Origin of the sequence: Nocardia sp. NPDC004654 (genome assembly GCF_040609595.1) — a bacterium.
Taxonomy (GTDB): domain Bacteria; phylum Actinomycetota; class Actinomycetes; order Mycobacteriales; family Mycobacteriaceae; genus Nocardia.
In genome coordinates this window covers 112736-129418 of record NZ_JBEXKI010000003.1, presented here as the reverse complement: position 1 = coordinate 129418, position 16683 = coordinate 112736, and the positions used below count along the sequence as shown (strand labels likewise).

12 protein-coding genes and 1 tRNA gene are annotated in these 16683 nt (G+C 68.9%); 5 read left to right on the top strand and 8 right to left on the bottom strand.

The window, feature by feature from the left end; translation table 11 throughout:
- Nucleotide 1 precedes the first annotated feature (1 nt).
- Genes ABZV58_RS10845 through ABZV58_RS10835 form a run of 3 tightly spaced genes read right to left on the bottom strand, consistent with a single transcriptional unit; the run spans nt 2 to nt 3103 of the window.
- A complete protein-coding gene (locus tag ABZV58_RS10845) occupies nt 2–376 on the bottom strand; it encodes a DUF742 domain-containing protein (protein ID WP_354999964.1) in 375 nt (124 codons plus the stop codon).
- On the bottom strand, nt 373–798 hold the full coding sequence (locus tag ABZV58_RS10840; protein WP_141807197.1) for a roadblock/LC7 domain-containing protein: 426 nt from the start codon (nt 796–798) through the stop codon (nt 373–375). Before ABZV58_RS10840 ends, ABZV58_RS10845 begins: the two co-directional genes overlap by 4 nt.
- Nucleotides 776–3103, bottom strand: a complete 2328-nt coding sequence (locus ABZV58_RS10835) for a nitrate- and nitrite sensing domain-containing protein (protein ID WP_354999963.1) — start codon at nt 3101–3103, stop codon at nt 776–778. Before ABZV58_RS10835 ends, ABZV58_RS10840 begins: the two co-directional genes overlap by 23 nt.
- A 966-nt stretch (nt 3104–4069) precedes the next feature.
- On the opposite strand from ABZV58_RS10835, the gene ABZV58_RS10830 reads away from it, so the two are divergent.
- Complete coding sequence (locus ABZV58_RS10830; RefSeq protein ID WP_354999962.1) at nt 4070–7543, top strand: indolepyruvate ferredoxin oxidoreductase family protein; 3474 nt, start codon at nt 4070–4072, stop codon at nt 7541–7543.
- A 140-nt stretch (nt 7544–7683) separates the two neighbouring features.
- Here the strand turns inward: ABZV58_RS10830 and ABZV58_RS10825 are convergent, their stop codons facing one another.
- The 3 genes from ABZV58_RS10825 to ABZV58_RS10815 form a co-directional block, all read right to left on the bottom strand.
- Nucleotides 7684–8643: a diiron oxygenase gene (locus tag ABZV58_RS10825; protein WP_355000527.1), complete on the bottom strand. Its 960-nt coding sequence runs from the start codon at nt 8641–8643 to the stop codon at nt 7684–7686.
- Nucleotides 8644–8792: 149 nt separating this feature from the next.
- Nucleotides 8793–8866 (bottom strand) — tRNA-Met (locus ABZV58_RS10820).
- 63 nt (nt 8867–8929) lie between these two features.
- Nucleotides 8930–10459 (bottom strand): aldehyde dehydrogenase family protein, encoded by a 1530-nt coding sequence (locus ABZV58_RS10815; protein ID WP_354999961.1) that lies wholly within the window; start codon nt 10457–10459, stop codon nt 8930–8932.
- Nucleotides 10460–10580: 121 nt separating this feature from the next.
- Between ABZV58_RS10815 and ABZV58_RS10810 the strand changes: the two genes are divergently transcribed.
- The 3 genes from ABZV58_RS10810 to ABZV58_RS10800 all read left to right on the top strand — a co-directional run bounded on the left by ABZV58_RS10810 (nt 10581) and on the right by ABZV58_RS10800 (nt 13756).
- Nucleotides 10581–11033, top strand: coding sequence for an Lrp/AsnC family transcriptional regulator (locus tag ABZV58_RS10810; protein WP_040686931.1), 453 nt, complete (start codon nt 10581–10583; stop codon nt 11031–11033).
- Nucleotides 11034–11097: 64 nt separating this feature from the next.
- On the top strand, nt 11098–12447 hold the full coding sequence (gene lat / locus ABZV58_RS10805) for an L-lysine 6-transaminase (RefSeq protein WP_354999960.1): 1350 nt from the start codon (nt 11098–11100) through the stop codon (nt 12445–12447).
- A 151-nt stretch (nt 12448–12598) separates the two neighbouring features.
- Entirely contained in the window at nt 12599–13756 is a 1158-nt protein-coding gene (locus ABZV58_RS10800) for a beta-propeller fold lactonase family protein (protein ID WP_355000526.1), read from the top strand.
- Between the two features lie 101 nt (nt 13757–13857).
- Here the strand turns inward: ABZV58_RS10800 and ABZV58_RS10795 are convergent, their stop codons facing one another.
- Nucleotides 13858–14205 (bottom strand): hypothetical protein, encoded by a 348-nt coding sequence (locus ABZV58_RS10795; protein ID WP_354999959.1) that lies wholly within the window; start codon nt 14203–14205, stop codon nt 13858–13860.
- On the bottom strand, nt 14205–14573 hold the full coding sequence (locus tag ABZV58_RS10790) for a DUF1707 domain-containing protein (protein WP_354999958.1): 369 nt from the start codon (nt 14571–14573) through the stop codon (nt 14205–14207). The genes ABZV58_RS10795 and ABZV58_RS10790 overlap by 1 nt, the downstream gene beginning before the upstream one ends.
- A gap of 217 nt (nt 14574–14790) precedes the next feature.
- Here ABZV58_RS10790 and ABZV58_RS10785 point away from each other — a divergent pair, with 217 nt between their 5' ends.
- Entirely contained in the window at nt 14791–16680 is a 1890-nt protein-coding gene (locus ABZV58_RS10785) for a protein kinase (protein ID WP_354999957.1), read from the top strand.
- Nucleotides 16681–16683: the final 3 nt, after the last annotated feature.

The window sequence follows — 16683 nt, the reverse complement described above, 5'->3', positions numbered from 1 at the left end:
GCTACAGCGCCTTGATTCCTTTGAGCACCGCGCGCAACACATCCATGTCCCGCGGCCCCGCCTCCGGCGTCGGTTCGGGATCGCGGAAGTTCAGCAAACCGTCATCGATGAGGTCACCGACCAGGATCTTGGTCGAGGTCAGCGGCAGGTTCAGCTGCGCGGCCAGCTCGGCGATGGACTGCGGTTCGCGGGCCAGCCGCACGATCTCGGCGTACTCGGGTTCGTTGCGGCGTAGCGTCCGCGATCCGGCGCGCACCACGAGCGTGAGCATGTTCAGCTCGGGTCGGCCGCCGCCGGAGCGCCCTCCCGTGACCGCGTAGAGGCGGACGAGGGGGCCCGCCTCCTCGTCGAACCAGGACTCCCGCCGGTCGCTCATGGCCGTCGCGAACCGACCCCGTCGAGCTGTTGCGGGCGCGGGTCGACGGATAGGTGCGCGCCGACGCGCTGCACGGTCTGGTTCATCTCGTAGGCGACCATGCCCATGTTGGCGTTCTCCGCGGTGAGCACCGCGAGGCACGCGTTGTCGCCCGCCGCCGTGATGAACAGCACCGCGCGATCGAGCTCCACCACCGTCTGGCAGACCCCGCCCGCGTCGAAATGGCTGCCCGCGCTGCGCGCCACGCCGTGCAGGGTGGAGGCCATCGCGCAGAAGCGTTCCGCGTCCGAGCGATTCATCGCCGTGCTGTGGCCGAGGAGCAGTCCGTCGGTCGACAGCACGACGGCATAGCGGACGTCGAGCAGCCGTTCGACGAGATCATCGAGCAACCAGTCGAGACTACGTGGCTTGGAGGTCGTCACCGGCACCTTCCTGCGGGTTGGAGGTCGTTGCTGTCGGGTTGTCGACGCGGTTCAGGCGACCCTGCCGGGTTCCGTTCTCGATGGCCGACATGAGTGTGCGCGCCTCCTCGGCGGTGCGCGGCCGGGTGGCGGCGGCGCCGTTCGTGCTGGCGGACGGCCCGGCGGACGTCTCGCGACGACGCTTGGGCAGGGCCGGTCGATCGCCGGAACCGGCGTCGACGGCCACATTTGGCGCGGGGCTCGGCGCGGCGAGAGCGGGGACCGGTGCGAATCCGTTGAACGTCCCGTTGCTCGCCAGCGCGTGCGGTTCGCGGGCGGCTTGCTCGCGCGGGGGCTCCTGCCCGGTGGCGATCAGCGTGGTCGGCACCAGCACGATGGCTTTCACGCCGCCGTAGTCGGATTCGGTCAGCCGCACCGAGATGCCGTGCCGCGCGGCCAGTTTCCCGACCACGAACAGGCCGAGGCGGGCATCGCTGGAGAGCGTGGCGACGCTGAAGTCCGGCGGCGAGGCCAGCACGGCATTGCGTTCGGCCAGTTCGGCTTCCGGCATGCCGAGCCCCTGATCGGTGATCTCGATGGCGACGCCCTTGCCGACCAGCGTGCCCGTCACCTCGACCCGCGATTCCGGCGGGGAGAAGGCGGTCGCGTTGTCGGTCAGCTCGGCGATGAGGTGGATGAGGTCGGCCACCGAGGTGCCCGACACGCGTACCTCGGGCAGCTTGCCGATCTGAATCCTGGTGTAGTCCAGGCTTTCCGCGACCGCGCTGCGCACCACTTCGATCAGCGGCACCGGGTTGCGCCAGCGACGACCCGGCTGTTCGCCGCCGAGGATGACGAGGTTCTCGGCGTTGCGCCGTGCCCTGGTGGCCAGGTGGTCGAGCTGGAAGAGCAGGTCGAGGCGGGCGGGGTTCTCCTCCTCGCGTTCGGCCTTGTCCAGCAGCGCCAGCTGACGGTGCACCATCACCTGGCTGCGGTGCGCGATATTGAGGAAGACCGCGGCGACGCCCGCCCGCGTCTTCGATTCGGCGACCGCGGCCGACACCGCCGCCACGTGGGCGCGGTTGAACGCGTCGGCCACCTGACCGATCTCGTCGCCGCCGTAGTCCAGGCGCGCGACCTCCTGCGGGTCGACCTGGTCGCCCTCGCCGAGCCTGCGGATGGTCTCCGGCAGGCGCTCGTCGGCGAGTTCCAGGGTGTCGCGGCGCAACCGGTGCATGCGGCCGATGAAGCGGTTGGCGAGCAGCAGCGCGGCGAGGAAGGCCAGCAGCGTCACCGCGAGCACGGCGAGGCCGCCGTAGAGGGAGTTGCGGGCGATCTCCTCGCCGGTGCTCTCCGCGGTGCGGTGAGCGTCGCGGCTCTGGTCCTCCCACAGCTTCAGCAGCTGCGAGCGCACGGCGGTGGCGGACTGCTGCCATTCGCCGATGCCGAGCGGCAGCGGCGGCGGGGTGTCGGCCGCGCGGGTGGTGCGGGAGGTGGACTGCCTGCCGGACGTGTCGGCGGTGGAACCGTCGGACTCGCCGCTGTGAGTGCCGCGCTGGATGATCGCGTCTTCCATCGCGGTCAGCTGCCGCCAGGTGGGGCTGGCTGTGATCTCCTGAAGCTGTGCTTGGCGCTTTCCGCTCAGCACCGTTGTCGCGTAGGTGACCTCGCCGCGGCCGTCGCCGACGTAGCGGCTGAAGTCGGTCAGCTGTTCGGGGGTGATCTGCTCCGAGATGAGCGCCGCCGAGCCGATCGCGCTCGCCCGCGATACCGCTTCGGCCGCGCGCAGCGCGTGCACACCCTTGTACAGCTCGACGGCGATCTCGGCGTCCGGCGCCACCTCGGCGGCCAGCAGCGAGGCGAGCACGATGGTGTCGATGATCTGGTTGAAGGCGAGGAATACCTGCGCCGAAGGCACGGCGTGCGCGTCGACGCCGCCGCGCAGAGTGGGCAGCTGCTGGTAGAGCACGTCGTAGCTGTCGATATCGCCCGCGAGGTCGGGACGCAGTTCAGAAGCGGTCTCGCCCAGGGCGCCCAGCGCGGCCAGCGCCTCGTCGGAATTCTTGCGGGCGGCGGACAGCGTGTTGGTCGCGTCGTCGTCGCCCGCCAAGTGCAGCAGCGAGGCGCGACGTTCCTCCTGGAACGCCTCGATCATCAGGATCGCCGGGGTGGTGACGGAACTGGCCAGCTCGGCCCAAGACGCCGCGTTGCGACCGGCTTTCACCAGATACCAGGTGGCGCCGATGCCGAGCCCGAGCAGCGCGACGCTGGGGATGAGGACGATCGCCAGCAACCTGGTTCGGACGCCGAGGGGGCGGGACCACATGCCGGTCGGTAATAGCCGTTGAATTCTGCTGCTTATCACCGATGATCTTGCCTACCTCTGGGCATCGCTGCCGCCGTGCGGAACCGGCCGGTGCCGGGTTCGAGAACCGGCATGGGCCGAATGTCCCGAGTAACCCTAGTCACTGAAAGAACGGCGACGCAATAACTTTCGTCGAGCAGAGAGAAGGGTAATGGGGAGTGGCGGTATTCGGGTAACCAAGCGATATATTCGGAAGTGCTACCAATGTGAATGCCGTGGTCACAATGCATTTCGCTCAGATATCGCGGGACGCGGGGGAGTTCGCCGAGTCGCGTTCTCTGGGCGGACGGGAGAGGCCCGAGCTGCCGAATGCCGGAACGGGCAAACCGAAATGGCCCCGGAGTCAGTGGCTCCGGGGCCGATTTTCCCAGTAGCGGGGACAGGCTTCGAACCTCAGAGCTCTGGGTATGGTTCCAGCTGGCTGCCGCGCTTATTCAGCCCGCGCCGGTGTTCTCGACGGCAGCCGAGCCCCTTCCTGATCGAGGAAAGCCGGGCGCGGTGCTTGTTGTCCGGGTGGCGCGTCACCGAGTAGGCGCGGGTAGTTCGCGTGCTTGTTGTCTGGGTGGGGCGTCACCGAGTAGGCGCGGTAGTTCGCGTGCTTGTTGTCGGCTCGGGTGAAGCGACGCGGAGTGAGCGCGGCAGTCTCGGTTCTTTCACCAACCTGAACGAACCGGCGTCGACTGGACGCGGTGCACGCGCTCGGGGCCGCTCGACGCGCACTGGCTCGCGGGATGGTGAATGTGGTGGTGGTCACATCGATCTGGCATCGTGCTCAGGCAGTGCCCAGTCCGGCGTGGACAAGTTGAGCAGAATGCTCAATTGAAACTCCACCTATTGTTCAATCCGCGCTTTCGGGACAGGATGTCGGCACCAAGTGCTCAACGATGCGAAGCGCTCCGACCGGGCGCCGAGCGGATGGGTGGACCGATGACCGAGCTCGCCGACCGCGATCTGATCACCGCGCCATACGACCTCGCCGACCGCTACCGCGTCGGCTCCGGCACCGTCGTGCTGACGGGGGTGCAGGCGATCGCGCGGCAACTGGTGGAACAACACGTGCGCGATCTGCGGGCGGGCCTGCGGGTCGGCACCTTCGTCTCCGGCTATCAGGGCAGCCCGCTCGGCGGCGTGGACAAGATGCTCAACGGAATGCCCACCGTCCTCGCCGAGCACGACATCTCCTTCGTCCCCGGCCTGAACGAGGAACTCGCCGCGACCTCCGTGTGGGGCAGCCAAGCGCAACTGCCCGCGGGCAACGCGACACACGACGGCGTCGTCGGGGTCTGGTACGGAAAGGGACCCGGCCTCGACCGCGCCACCGACGCGCTGCGGCACGCGAATATGTACGGCGCGAACGCGCGCGGCGGGGTGCTGCTACTGGTCGGCGACGATCCGGCGTCGAAATCCTCGACCGTGCCCGCGGTGAGCGAACGGTCGCTGGCCGCGATGAACATCCCCGTGCTCTTTCCGCGCAACGCGCGCGAGATCATCACCATGGGGTTGCACGGCGTCGCGCTGTCGCGGGCGTCCGGGTGCCTGGTGGCGCTGAAGATCGTCGCCGACGTGGCCGACGGCGCATGGACGGTGGACGGCTCGGTCGGCGACATCGCCATCACCGTCCCGGAGATCGAATGGGAGGGCAGGCCTTTCACCTACCTCCAGCGGCCGATGGCCGCGCCGACCGACAGCGTCGTCGCCGAGGCCGACCTGTACGGACCGCGCTGGGAACTGGTGAAGGCCTACAGCACCGTCAACGAGCTGGACGTCATCGAGGTGAACCCGGCGCGCGCCAGGATCGGCATCGCCGCCACCGGAACCACTTTCGACGCGATGCGCCAAGCGCTGGTCGATCTCGGCGTGGACGACGCCGACCTGTCCCGAGCCGGAGTCCGGCTGCTGCGCATCGGCATGCCGTATCCCATTGCGCCCGAACGTGTCCGGCAGTTCGCGGACGGGCTGGAGCGGATCGTCGTCGTCGAGGACAAGACCGCGTTCATCGAGACGCAGATTCGCGACATCCTCTACGGCCGTGCCGATGCGCCCGAGATCCTCGGCAAGACCGATGCCGATGGGCGAGTGTTGTTCAGCCCCAATGGCGAACTCACCTCCGGTCGCATCGCGGGCCCGCTGCGCCGAGCCCTCGCCAGTTACCTGGAGATGAAAAGGGCCCTGCCGCAGCCGCTGTCGCTTTCGGTGCTGTCCGCCAAACGCGCACCGTACTTTTGCAGCGGCTGCCCGCACAACCGCTCGACGGCGGTGCCGGAAGGCTCGCTGGCCGGTGGCGGGATCGGCTGCCACACCATGGTGACTCTGTCCGGTCGCGCCGACAGCGCCGTCACCGGCTTGACCCAGATGGGCGGCGAAGGGGCGCAGTGGATCGGTCAGGCGCCCTTCACCGACGTGGGTCATCTGTTCCAGAACATCGGTGACGGAACGTATTTCCACTCCGGGCAGCTGGCGGTGCAGGCCTGCGTCGCGGCGGGGGTGAACATCACCTTCAAGCTGCTGCACAACGACGTGGTCGCGATGACAGGGGCGCAGGACGCGGAGGGCTCCATCGGCGTTCCGAGGCTCACCCACAAGCTCAGCGTCGAGGGCGTGCGGAAGATCATCGTGTGCGCCGACGAACCCAAGCGCTACCGCAAGCGCGATCTCGCTCCGGGCACGCTGCTGTGGCACCGTGATCGGCTCGACGAGGCCCAGCGCATGCTGCGCGAGATTCCCGGCGTCACCGTGCTCGTCTACGACCAGCACTGCGCGGCCGACGCGCGCCGCAAGCGCAAGCGCGGCGCGCTGCCGGTCCGGCGGACCAGGGTGGTCATCAACGAGGCGGTGTGCGAGGGCTGCGGCGATTGCGGCGTGAAGAGCAACTGTCTTTCGGTGCAGCCGGTCGACACCGAGTTCGGCCGCAAGACGCGCATTGATCAGACCTCCTGCAACACCGACTACAGCTGCATGGACGGCGACTGCCCCTCCTTCGTCACGGTGGAGCTGCCCGACCCGGCGGAACGCAAGCGGCGCAAGGAGGTTCGCCGTCCGCAGCCGCCGCGCCTGCCGGAACTCGCGCTCGAGGCGCCGACCGGCACGCAGAACGTCTTCCTCGCGGGGATCGGCGGCACCGGCATCGTGACCGTGAACCAGGTGCTGGCGACGGCGGCGCTGCGGGCGGGCTACGACGTGGCGAGCCTCGACCAGATCGGCCTGAGCCAGAAGGCCGGACCGGTCGTGTCGCACCTGCGGTTCGCGGCGGACGCGCTGGAGCCCGCCAACCGGCTCGCCCCCGGTTCCGCGGACTGCGTCATCGCGTTCGACCTGCTCGCCGCGACCGACGACAAGAACCTGGCCTACGGTTCGCCGACCGCGACCATCGCGGTGGCCTCGACGAGCAAGACGCCCACCGGCGACATGGTCTACGACAAGTCCGTCACCTATCCGGACGAGTCGTCGCTGCTCGCCCGGCTGGCGCGGGCGGCGAAGGTGGTCGGCTCGTTCGACGCGCTCGCGGCCGCCGAGGTGCTCTTCGGCAATACCGCGGCCGCCAACTTCCTGCTGGTCGGGGCGGCGTATCAGAGTGGGGGACTGCGGCTGCCCGCGTCGGCGATCGAGGAGGCCATCGAGATCAACGGCGTCGCCGTCGCCGCCAATCTCTCGGCCTTCCGCTGGGGCAGGATCACGATCGCGCGGCCCGCGGAGTTCGCCGCCGCGACCGCGCGCAGCAAGCCCGAGCCCGCGCGGGTCGTAATGCCCGCGGATCTGTTCGACGGGTTCACCGCGACGGGGGAGACGCGGCGGCTGGTCGAGCTGCGCGCGGCCGAGCTGATCGGATTCCAGAGCGTCGCGGTGGCGCGCGACTACGTGCGCACCGTGCGGCACATCTGGGACACCGAACGGCGGGTCACCGACCGCACCGAATTCAGCGAGCAGGTGGCGCGCGGGCTGTACAAGTTGACCGCCTACAAGGACGAATACGAGGTGGCGCGGCGACTGACCGATCCCGCGTTCCTCGCCGAGGTCGCCGCCCAGGTGCCCGACGGCGCGAACCTCACCTACCGCCTGCACCCGCCCGTCCTGCGGGCGCTCGGCAGGGAGAAGAAGATCGGCATGGGCCCGCGCAGCCACCTGGCTCTGCGCTTGCTCGCCAAGGGAAAGCGCCTGCGCGGCACCGCCTTCGACCTCTTCGGCTACGCCCACGTCCGCCGCGTCGAACGCGAACTTCGCGACCACTACGTGCGCATGGTGACCGCGCTCGCCAACGATCTGGACGCCGACGGCTACGACCGAGCCGTCCAGGCCGCCGCTCTCCCCGACGTCGTCCGCGGTTACGAGAACATCAAGCTCGCGAACGTCGCGGAGTACGCCGAGCGGTTGCGCGAACTCGGTATCGAGCCGCCACGGATCTGACGCCCGCCGTAATACCGCACCGGGCAGGCACTTCCGAGACTTGTGCCGACCTCGCTGCTCACCTCGTAATCCCCGACGACCAGCTTGGCCGTGCGGACGTGGACCCCGGTGGAATCCGGGGTCCACCGGGGATCCCGGGTTCAGCGTTCAGGCTCGCTGCGGTAGCGGGACGCGCGGCCGTCGATTCCGCAGAGTTTCCACGCGAGCTTCGCCACCGGGTTCATCAGACCGGAGTCCGTGGCGAGGGCGCGGACGTCGGCGAAGATGCCGCGCAGGGTCGCCTGGGATTCTTCGCTGCGCCAGTACAAGTCGTCGATCACCGATTTCGGGATGTCGAATTCGCGGCGGAACTCGACCGGCGGCGTCATGATCATCTCGCACATCACGCGCATCACGATCGGCGTCAGCACCGACAGCGCTGTCTTGCGCACCGGGTCCAGCCGCGGGGCGTTCTTGCGCAGGTACTCGTGGGCGAACGAGATGTGGCGCGCCTCCTCGGCGACGTGGATCTGCATCACCCTGGCGACCATCGGATGCATGTCCGCGCTGGAGCGCAGGATCGCCTTCTGCATGTGGTCGATCGGCTCTTCCCCGCCGAGGACCATGGTGAAGAACAGCGCGGGGAAGTACACCACGGTCGGCCAGATCGCGAGGGTGAGTTTGCGATCGATCGACCCCATGCCCACGACGTCCATGCCGATCCGGTCGATCATCTCCTGAAACATCAGGGTGTGATTGCACTCTTCGGCCGCTTCGTGGGTGATGAATCGGAACTCCGGATCGCCGTTGTCGAGCCGGGCCGCGTACTGCATGATCCCGCGAATCAGCAACTGCTCGAAGTGCAGTCCGACCTTCGCGATCCCCGCTTGCCGCCACATCCCGATGGCGATCCGCCGCTCCTCCGGCTGCGCCTGGTACCAGGGGTGCCGCCCGAGCGGGTCCGCCTCGGGCAGGATCCATCGCCGATCGGTCGGATCGACAGCGAAATCCGCCGAATCCCAATCGATGTCGACGTACGGGTCGAAGTGCCGTTCCACCGACCCTTCGGACAACGTCGTCAACTTCGCCGCGTACTCGGCGTCTTCGATGTCGCGGTCCATCGTGCTGGCGGCGGAGTGGGCGAGCCCCATTGCCTGCCCCTTTCATCGGATGCGAGAACTACTGTTACCGACGGTAACAGCTAGGAGCTGATCGACGCCAGACGCAAGAAAGCGGCCCGGAACTTGTTGTTCCGGGCCGCTTTCGTTTGTAGCGGGGACAGGATTTGAACCTGCGACCTCTGGGTTATGAGCCCAGCGAGCTACCGAGCTGCTCCACCCCGCGTCGGTAGTCTCAACCTTACACACGGGCAGGGTGTGGCACCTAATCGCCTGGTCGGGGGTGGTTTCAGCCGAACTGGATGCCCTGGGCGAGTGGTAGTTCGGTGGAGTAGTTGACGGTGTTGGTGGCGCGGCGCATGTAGGCCTTCCACGAGTCGGAGCCGGATTCGCGGCCGCCGCCGGTGTTCTTCTCGCCGCCGAACGCGCCGCCGATCTCGGCGCCCGAGGTGCCGATGTTGACGTTGGCGATGCCGCAGTCGGAGCCGTCGGCGGCCAGGAAGCGTTCGGCCTCGCGTTGGTCGCCGGTGAAGACCGCGGACGAAAGTCCTTGCGGCACCGCGTTGTGCAGCGCGATGGCGTGGTCGAAGTCGTGGTAGGTGAGCACGTAGAGGATCGGCGCGAAGGTCTCCTCGCGCACCACGGCGGTCTGGGCGGGCATCCGCACGATGGCCGGGCGCACGTAGTGGGCGTGCTCGCTGAACCCGAGTACCGGCTCACCGCCGCAGACCAGCTCGCCGCCGTCGGCGAGGGCGCGGTCGATCGCCGCCCGCATGCTCGTGTGCGCGGATTCGTTGATCAGCGGGCCGACCAGCACCCCGTCGTCGAGCGGATTGCCAACGCGCAGTTGCCGATACGCCTTCTCGACGCGATCGAGCAGCGGCCCGACCACGTCGACGTGGACGATCAGCCGTCGCAACGTGGTGCAGCGCTGCCCTGCGGTGCCCGCGGCGGCGAACACGATGGCGCGCGCCGCCAGCTCCAGATCGGCCGACGGCGTGACGACGGCACCGTTGTTCCCGCCGAGTTCCAGCAGGCAGCGGCCGAAACGCGCGGCCACCCGCGGCGCGACGATGCGACCCATCCGCACCGAACCGGTGGCGCTGAGCAGCGCGACCCGCTCGTCGTCCACCAGCCGGGCGCCGACCTCGGAACCGCCCTGAATCAGTTGGTGCACTTGCGGATCCGCGCCGACGTCGGCCGCCGCGCGGCGTAGCAGTGTGTGGCAGGCGAGCGCGGTGAGCGGGGTGGTCTCGGACGGCTTCCACACCACCGTGTCGCCGCACACCAGCGCGATCGCGGTGTTCCATGCCCAGACCGCCACCGGAAAGTTGAAGGCCGAGATCACCCCGACGACGCCCAGCGGATGCCAGGTCTCCATCAGCCGGTGCCCGGGCCGTTCGGAGGGCATGGTGCGCCCGTACAGCTGGCGGGAGAGCCCGATGGCGAACTCGCAGATGTCGATCATCTCCTGCACCTCGCCGACCGCCTCGGGGCCGATCTTGCCCGCCTCCAAGGTGACCAGCTGGGCGAGTTCGGTCTTGTGCGCGGTGAGCAGTTCGGCGAGCCTGCGCACCACCGCCGCCCTGGCGGGCGCGGGCACCGTGCGCCAGGCGCCGAAGGCCGCGGCGGCGCGTCCGATGGCCGCGTCGACGGACGCGGACGAGTCGGCGGGCAGAGTGGCGAGCACACCGCAGGTGATGGGGGTGCGGGCGGTCAGCTCGCCGTCCTCGGGCGGCTCGGCGCCGAGGCCGCGCAAGAGGGTTGCCGCGCGGTCGGCGAGATCGCGGGTCAGCTGGTCGCTCAGGGTGTTCGTCATCGATTGCTCCGCTTCGGCTTTGGTTTCCGCTGTGGGCATGCACCCGGTGCTACCAGGTTGCCGGAAGTGAACGAGTGGAGGTTTTCGACACGAGCAGCGCTCACTGGGTTAGCCTCCACTGATGGCGGATACACCGGCAAGACCCGTACTCGATGACATCGATCGCCTGCTGATTCGTGAACTGATGGCCGATGGTCGCGCCACCCTGTCGAACCTGGCCGAGAAGGCGAGCCTATCGGTCTCCGCGGTGCAGTCTCGGGTGCGCAGGCTGGAAGCGCGCGGCGTGATCCGCGGCTACACAGCGCATGTCGATCCGGAGGCACTTGGACAGCTGCTCTCGGCATTCGTCGCGATCACTCCTCTCGACCCGTCGCAGCCGGATGACGCCCCCGCTGTGCTGCAACATATCCCGGGTATCGAGGCATGCCACTCGGTGGCGGGTGACGAGAGCTACGTGTTGCTGGTACGGGTCGCATCGCCGAGGCATCTGGAGCAGCTGCTCCAGGAGATCCGGGCGACCGCCAACGTCCGGACGCGCAGCACCATCATCCTGCAGACATTCTACGACAGGTAGCCGTAGAGCGTAATTAATCCGCAATCTTGTAGAGATTCCGTAAATCTTTTCGTACCCTACTGGTGTGACCCTCGAACTGGAGCGCACCCGATCGGGTGGTGACACGGCACCGGTCACCCCCGCGACCCGGGTACACGAGATCCTGTCGGCGCATATCCTCGCCGACGGATTCGATATGGTGCTGGACCTGACGAACTCCCGCGGCTGCCGCCTCGTCGACGAACGCGACGGCAGCACCTACCTCGACATGTTCGGTTTCTTCGCGTCCAACGCGCTGGGCATGAACCATCCCGCGCTGGCCGACGACCCGGACTTCCGCGCGGAGCTGGCGACGGCCGCGCTGAACAAACCCTCCAACTCCGACATGTACACCGTGGAGATGGCGCGGTTCGTCGCGACGTTCGCGCGGGTGCTCGGCGATCCGCGGCTACCGCACCTGTTCTTCATCGATGGCGGCGGCCTCGCCGTGGAGAACGCGCTCAAGGTCGCGTTCGACTGGAAGAGCCGACACAACGAATCCGGTGGCAGGTCACCGGATCTCGGCACCCAGGTGTTGCATCTGACCGGCGCGTTCCACGGCCGCACCGGCTACACCATGTCGCTGACCAACACCGACCCGGTCAAGACCGCCCGCTTCCCGAAGTTCGATTGGCCGCGCATCGAGACGCCTTACCTGGCCCCGGGGCGTGACATCGAGGCCGCCGAGGCGCAGGCGCTGGACCAGGCGCGCCGCGCGTTCGCCGAAAACCCGCACGACATAGCGTGTTTCATCGCCGAGCCGATCCTCGGCGAGGGCGGCGACCGGCACTTGCGCCCGGAGTTCCTGCTCGCCGTGCAGCGGCTCTGCCACGAGAACGACGCGCTTTTCGTCCTCGACGAGGTGCAGACCGGCGTCGGCATGACCGGAACCACTTGGGCCTACCAGCAATTCGGCCTGGCGCCCGACGTGGTCGCCTTCGGCAAGCGGACCCAGGTGTGCGGCGTGATGGCGGGTGGCCGGGTCGACGAGATCCCCGACCACGTCTTCGCGGTGAGTTCGCGGCTCAACTCGACGTGGGGCGGCAACCTCACCGACATGGTGCGGGCCCGTCGCATCCTCGAGGTGATCGAACGCGACGGACTCATCGAGGCCTCCCGGCCACTCGGCGAGCACCTGCTGTGCAGGCTGGAGGGGCTCGCGGCGGATCATCCGCGCGTCACCGAGCCGCGCGGACGCGGTCTGATGTGCGCCATCACCCTGGCGACGGCGGACCTGCGCGACGCGGTGCTGACGGCGCTGCGCGAGCGGGAGAACGTGCTGATCCTCGGCACCGGCGAGCGCGGCATCCGGTTCCGGCCGCCGCTGACGGTCACCGCGGCGCAGCTGGACGCCGCCGTCGACGCGTTGGAAAGGGTGCTCGGTTCGGTCGAGTGAGGCGGCGGGAGACCGGGTCGGCGTGGATAGCCGGGAAATGGCTGTTCGGCCCGTAGGCTTCGCTCACATGTCGTCTCACTCCTCACAGGCACGGTGCAGGCGCGTGAACCGATGCGGCGCACCTCGCGGGATATTCGCGTCCTTGGCCGCCGTGGCGGCGGTGACCAGCTGCACTACTACCAGTGAGGCGGGCATCGTCGCCACGGAGTCCACGACCTCAGCGGTCGCGGCCCCAACCTCCGCGCCGCCGCCCCCGCAGATCGCCAACCTGTTGCCGGGCATGCCGCCGCCGCTCTCGGCGACCGACGTGTACGCGGCCAACCGGGAGCTGAGCCCAACGGTCGCCGATCACCGGCCGCTGGTGTACGTCCCCAACAGCCAGTCGCACACCGTCACGGTGATCGACCAGAACACCTTCCAGGTGATCGACACCTTCGCGGCGGGCGGCGAGGAGCCACAGCACGTGGTGCCGTCCTACGACATGCAGACGCTCTACGTCACCAACGACCTGCCGATCGGCGGCGGCAGCCTGCGGCCGATCGACCCGCGCACCGGCCTGCCCGGCGAGCCTTTCCCGGTCCGGGACCCCTACAACATGTACTACACGCCCGACGGCAAGTTCGCGCTCGTCGTCGCCGAGGCGGACAAGTCGCTGGACTTCTACGACCCGAAGACCTGGCAGAAAGTACACGCCCTTCCGGTGCCCGACTGCGCGGGCGTCGACCACATGGACTTCACGGCCGACGGCCGTTTCGCGCTCGCCAGCTGCGAATTCATCGGCCGCATGCAGGTTTTCGACGTCGCGGAACGCAAGCTGATCAAGACCATCGATCTCGCGGGCGGCCGCTCGGGCAAGCCGCAGGACGTGAAACTCTCGCCGGACGGGCTCACCTTCTACGTCGCCGACATGGCGGCGGGCGGCCTTTACGTCTTCGACGCGCTCACCTTCGAGAGCAAGGGCTTCGTGCCCACCGGGGACGGCGCGCACGGCCTCTACATCACCCGCGACTCCAAGCAGATGATCATCACCAACCGGCACGAGGGCAGCATCTCGGTCTGGGACTTCGCGGCGAACGGCTTGGTGCACAAATGGTTCGTGCCCGGCGGCGGCAGCCCGGACATGGGCAACATCTCCGTCGACGGCCGGATCTTCTGGGCCTCCGGACGCCACCACGGCGAGGTCTACGCGATCGACATCGTCGAGTGGAAACTGTTGGCCCGCATCCCGGTGGGCCGCGGACCGCACGGGCTCACCGTGTGGCCGCAGCCGGGGCGTTATTCGACCGGGCACACGGGGGTCATGCGCTAGGCCCTGTCTCGAAGTCCGCGGATGGGACTTCGAGACAGGGCCTGGGCGCTCCGACGACCTCGGTTGTGTGCGGATTTCGCCCGGTCTGTCGGCCGCCGTTGTCAGTCGTTCGCAGCTAGGCGCAGGCCCAACCCGCCTTCGACGAAGCGACCGACCGCCGTGCGACCGGCGTCGAGCGCGGGCTCGTAGCCTTCGCGGGACCAGCCGATGAGTTCGGCGGTGCCGTCTCCGGCCGGGGTGACGACGATCTCGGCGACCATCTCCGCCGTGGTCGGTTCGCAGACGGCCCAGGAGTAGTGGGTTTCCTTGTCCCACTGGGCGGTTCGCTGGGCGACGTAGTCGGGGTCGGTGATTCCGCCTGCGGCGAGCGCCGGGCGGTCGTCGATCCGTTCGTCGGCGCGCAGGGCGCGCAGGTACCAGCTGCCCGCGTTGATCTCGATGGGTTCCATCAGTGCTTTCCGTGTCGTGTGCCGAAGAAGAGAGCGCCGGCCAGTGGGATCGCGAGGAACCACAGCCAGCTGCCGGTGACGAAGAACAGGATGAGCGCGACGATCGGGATCGCGGCCATCGCCCGGTCCAACCATTCGTCGAACGGCCGGGATTTGCGTTCGGCGGGAGCGGCGACGGCCGCGGGCTCCGGCGGCAGGTCCGCGAAGACACGGTCCACGTCGGCCCGGGTCACCGCCGCGGCGATCACGGCGCTGCGCTCGTCGAATTCCGCGACACTGAGGCGACCAGCGGCGAAGTTGTCCGACAGCCGCCGCATCGCGTGCTCCCGCTCCGCGGTGCCGATCCGGGTGTCGGGCAGCTCGTCCATGGGGAAAGGCTAGCGCGCGCGGCCTCGCGCACCCGCGAGGCGGGGATCGCGGGGGAGTCGGCCAGCTCACACTGTCCGAGATGGTCGGCGGGGGTACGCTCCCTGTAAGGCTGTGCCCGCGGCAGCGATGTCGTGAGCTGGACTTTCGGTAGTGTGCCCCGGCATTCGGGAGTCCGCGTCGGCGCGGCGGATGTCGATGGTGACTGGGAGGTTCGCGATGACTGCGGCGCGATTCGGTCGCTATCGGCTGGAACGGCTTCTCGGCAAGGGCGGGATGGGACAGGTCTGGCTGGCCTACGACACCACCGACCGCAGGCGCGTCGCGCTGAAGCTGCTGCCCGCCGAACTCGCTGCGGACGCGGTGTACCGGACGCGTTTCGAGCGCGAGGCTCAGGTCGCCGCCGCACTGCGCGATCCGCACATCGTGCCGATCCACCGGCACGGTGCCGTCGACGGGCGGCTGTTCATCGAGATGGCATTCGTGGAGGGCACCGACCTCGCGGCGCGGCTGACCGAGAGCGGAGCGCTCGAAGCGAGCGTGGCCCTCGACATCCTCGGGCAGGTCGCGACCGCGCTGGACGCGGCCCATCGTGCCGGGCTGGTGCATCGCGACGTCAAGCCCTCCAACATCCTCGTCGCACCCGACGGTTTCACCTACCTGATCGACTTCGGCATCGCGCGCGGCGCGGGCCAGACCTCGGTCACCACAACGGGTCTGGCGATCGGCACCTGGGCCTACATGGCGCCCGAACGCTTCAGCGGTCACGCCGACGCGCGCGCCGACGTCTACTCCCTGGCCTGCGTCCTCTACGAATCCCTCACCGGCCGTCGCCCCTACGGCGACACCGACCCGGCCCAGCAGATGCGCGGGCACCTCATGACCGATCCGCCGTGCGTGTCGTCGGTGAACGCGGCGGTCCCGGCCGGGCTCGACGCGATCATCGCGCGGGGGATGGCGAAAGAGCCGGGGGACCGGTACGCCAGCGCGGGGGAGTTCGTTCGCGCGGCTCGCGAGGTCGTTTCGGCTGATGTGGCCCAGCATGTTCCATCGGGAAGTGCGCCGTCGGCGGCGAGTGGCGCTGCGGGGCGGCAGGTCGGTGGGCCGCCTGTGGCCGGAGGCGCGCGGCGTGCGGTGGTCGAAGGGCCAAAGCCGACGAAGGTCATGCCCGTGCCGGGCCCTACGCCCACGCTCGTGCAGACCAGAGTCGCGCCGCAGGCCCTCGCGCCAGACCATTCGCCGAGTCCCCTGGCCGGGAGTCGTGCCGGGTCGGATGTCGCGCCGCAGAACTCACCAGGCGCCTCGGCATGGGGACGTGCGACGTCAGGAGTTGCCCCACAAGGTGTCGCGCCGCTGGGCTACGCGCCACCGATCTCGGCGCCGGGTGTGCCGGTTCCGCACCCCTACGGTAAGCGGTGGTATCTGCGCCGCAAGCCCGCCCCGGTTGTTCGGCGGCCGAGGTCGCTCGGGCCGGTGTGGCCGTCGCGCGGGCCCGCGTACGTCGCCCCGCCTCCGCAGCGAATGCCGCGGCGCAAGAGGGGCGGGGTGCTGCGGAAGGTCATCGGTGCCTTGGTCGTGATCTTCTTGGCGCCCTTCGTCTTCGCCGCGGGCTGCTTGGCGTTGATCGCCGCGGTCGGTGGGAACGAGACCACGACCGCGCCGCCGCCCGCCGCGATGGTCGAGGAGGGGCCGGAGCCCGCGCCGAACCAGCCGGACGTCCCCGCCCCGGCGTACAGCGCGGTGCGGGACGGCAAGTTCGAGTTCGCGGTGACCGACGTGAAGTCGGGAGTCGCGCGGGTCGGTCTGCAATCGGCGCAGGGCGCGTTCCTGATCGTCACCCTCGCCGTCCGCAACATCTCCGACGAGACGAAGTGGTTCCTGCCCTTCGGCCAGAAGCTGTTCGACGCCCAAGGCAACGCCATCGACCACGACACGACCGCCACCGCCTGGCAGGCCATGCAGTCCCGCCTCGGCCACTCCTTCGAACTGCGCCCCGGCGCGTCGGCCACCACCGTGCTGGTCTTCGACGTGCCACCCGGCAGCACCCCGGCCCACCTCGAACTCCACGACTTCGTCCTCTCCGACGGCGTCACCGTCGCCCTCGACTGAGCC

Excerpts from the sequence above, each read along its gene's own strand:
- ABZV58_RS10810 (WP_040686931.1), top strand. The coding sequence starts at position 10,581 with ATGGCGGATACACCGGCAAGACCCGTACTCGATGACATCGATCGCCTG.
- ABZV58_RS10815 (WP_354999961.1), bottom strand. The coding sequence starts at position 10,459 with ATGACGAACACCCTGAGCGACCAGCTGACCCGCGATCTCGCCGACCGC.
- ABZV58_RS10825 (WP_355000527.1), bottom strand. The coding sequence starts at position 8,643 with ATGGACCGCGACATCGAAGACGCCGAGTACGCGGCGAAGTTGACGACG.
- ABZV58_RS10845 (WP_354999964.1), bottom strand. The coding sequence starts at position 376 with ATGAGCGACCGGCGGGAGTCCTGGTTCGACGAGGAGGCGGGCCCCCTC.
- ABZV58_RS10830 (WP_354999962.1), top strand. The coding sequence starts at position 4,070 with ATGACCGAGCTCGCCGACCGCGATCTGATCACCGCGCCATACGACCTC.
- ABZV58_RS10790 (WP_354999958.1), bottom strand. The coding sequence starts at position 14,573 with ATGGACGAGCTGCCCGACACCCGGATCGGCACCGCGGAGCGGGAGCAC.
- ABZV58_RS10785 (WP_354999957.1), top strand. The coding sequence starts at position 14,791 with ATGACTGCGGCGCGATTCGGTCGCTATCGGCTGGAACGGCTTCTCGGC.
- ABZV58_RS10795 (WP_354999959.1), bottom strand. The coding sequence starts at position 14,205 with ATGGAACCCATCGAGATCAACGCGGGCAGCTGGTACCTGCGCGCCCTG.
- ABZV58_RS10835 (WP_354999963.1), bottom strand. The coding sequence starts at position 3,103 with ATGTGGTCCCGCCCCCTCGGCGTCCGAACCAGGTTGCTGGCGATCGTC.